Origin of the sequence: Acidiplasma aeolicum, from assembly GCF_001402945.1 — an archaeon.
Classification (GTDB): Archaea; Thermoplasmatota; Thermoplasmata; order Thermoplasmatales; family Thermoplasmataceae; genus Acidiplasma; species Acidiplasma aeolicum.
The window spans coordinates 1-1,973 of record NZ_LKBG01000099.1 but is presented as its reverse complement, the minus strand read 5'-3'; the positions used below and the strand labels follow the sequence as shown (position 1 = coordinate 1,973).

The window sequence follows — 1,973 nt, the reverse complement described above, 5'->3', positions numbered from 1 at the left end:
TATAAAATTTTTTATAATTGTTATGTTTATATTGAATTTATCCTTATCAGATTTTATATCTACAAGAAAATGCATATTCATCAAATTTACAAGAGACATTGAAAATAATATATAGTACATTGATGCAATAACGTTAATTACGTGCCCGGGAAGAGACAGTGTTGTTCCTATTGAGCCTCCAAGTAACGGAATTTCACTTATATGCAACTCTAAGTAAAATAAAGGTTTTATATAATAAACAAGTGACATTGTATAGAATATTATAAATAATATTATCACTGGGAATACAATTTTTCTAGTTTTCCTGAAAACGATTGAAATTAATGATATAACAGGAATCATTATTACTGTTAATAGCCATATATATGTTATAAAGCCATCTGGCAATAACAATTGCGATGGGTGCATTAAAGATTTCACCGAACTTATTTTGTTGCCATAGAATAATATATTCGGTGGTGCATAAACTATTGTTGACCATAAATGCCCTATTAATATCAACGGGTATAATGGCTTTATATTTCCGCTAAAGAAGGATATTGTTCCATAGCTGTAAACCCTTAATGCACCAACAGCCGTTACTGTAGATCCTGGACTGGATGTCAACACAAGCCCGAGTATAACAAAAGCTACTGGAATTACTGCTGATACTAATGTTAATGTAGCATATTTGAATCTATATAGAAAATCTCCATTGATTAAACCTGCTATTATGCTGCCGATTATTATAGAAATAAAATAAAATGTAGTGTAATCCGGTTCTACAAGTATAGATATAGTCAATAATATGGTTGATACTAAAAATGCCATTTTCATATTTTTCCATGAGATAAAAGCTAATAGTATAATTGCTATAAATATTATATTTAAGTTGTCTGAATATGAACCACCATCGTTAATGAGGTTTAGTGAAGTAAAGTTTGAGAATATAAATAATACAATAATGAATTTTACTGTTATTATTTCATATTTATTTTTGGTTTGTAAAAATTTTGATGTTATCATCGTAGCAAAAATATAAGCAAAAAAAAGATATAAAACAAAGGTGTAATATATAAATGCCCTTTCAGTTATCATAACACTATTTGTGAATAAAGTTATGATATAATATGGCCAATCTATTATCAACCTTGAAAAACTAAAACCACTTAATGAATTAAATGATAATATACCAACTGTGTAAATATAATTTGATAATGGCCATGCTTGATCGGCATAGAAATAATAGCCTGATTCAAATAAAAACCCCCTTAAAGCAATTAAAGGTATAATTAAAATTAATATCATATCTACGTAGTATTTCCTTAAACCGTGTTTTATTAAATATAAAAGATAATGAATTCTTTTCATTCTTATACCTTCATCAATATACGACATATAAACTTAATCAAAGATGTTAATTAATGTTTCATAGAGATATTATTTAATGATTCTCCCAAGTTCATACATTAAACCCCTCAAAATTTGTATAATATATCCTCTACCTATACCTAAATCTTTAATATTTAAAGCGTTTTTATTAATTTTGTTAATTAGCATCAATATGTCGTCTGGTGCTTCTAAATTCTGCAATATCTTCCTATATTTGCCGTATAAAAATGCCTTTTGCATCAATATCTTTAGAGGGGGATCATAATTTAAAATGTATTTTTTTGCAAAACCTATGTTCTGTGTTTCTTTGAAAACTTCATAGTATAATATTGAATCTTCATGGCTCTCTATTTTATAAATATCTGGCGATAATTCGTTTATGACGTTTAATAACACTGATCTCCTATAATATCTGGGAACTACCGGGATATATGGATTCGGGTTTTCCATAGCATATTTTTCATTTCTATATCTCCAATCATCCAGACATTTCGATGTGAAATTTTTATTTATAGATTTTTCCGGTATAATTACCATGTCCTCACTTTTATCATCGAGTTCATGCAAAAGTCCTTTCTCAGGAATTTGGTCACTATCAAGCA

Annotated in this window: 2 protein-coding genes; both read right to left on the bottom strand. The window is 28.0% G+C overall.

Annotated elements, in window-relative coordinates; genetic code table 11:
* Nucleotides 1-1,377, bottom strand: a 1,377-nt coding sequence (locus AOG54_RS02870) for a hypothetical protein (protein WP_156324177.1), incomplete at its 3' end; no start/stop codon positions are given.
* Between the two features lie 42 nt (nt 1,378-1,419).
* Nucleotides 1,420-1,973, bottom strand: a 554-nt coding sequence (locus AOG54_RS09845; RefSeq protein WP_162200846.1) for a hypothetical protein, incomplete at its 5' end; no start/stop codon positions are given.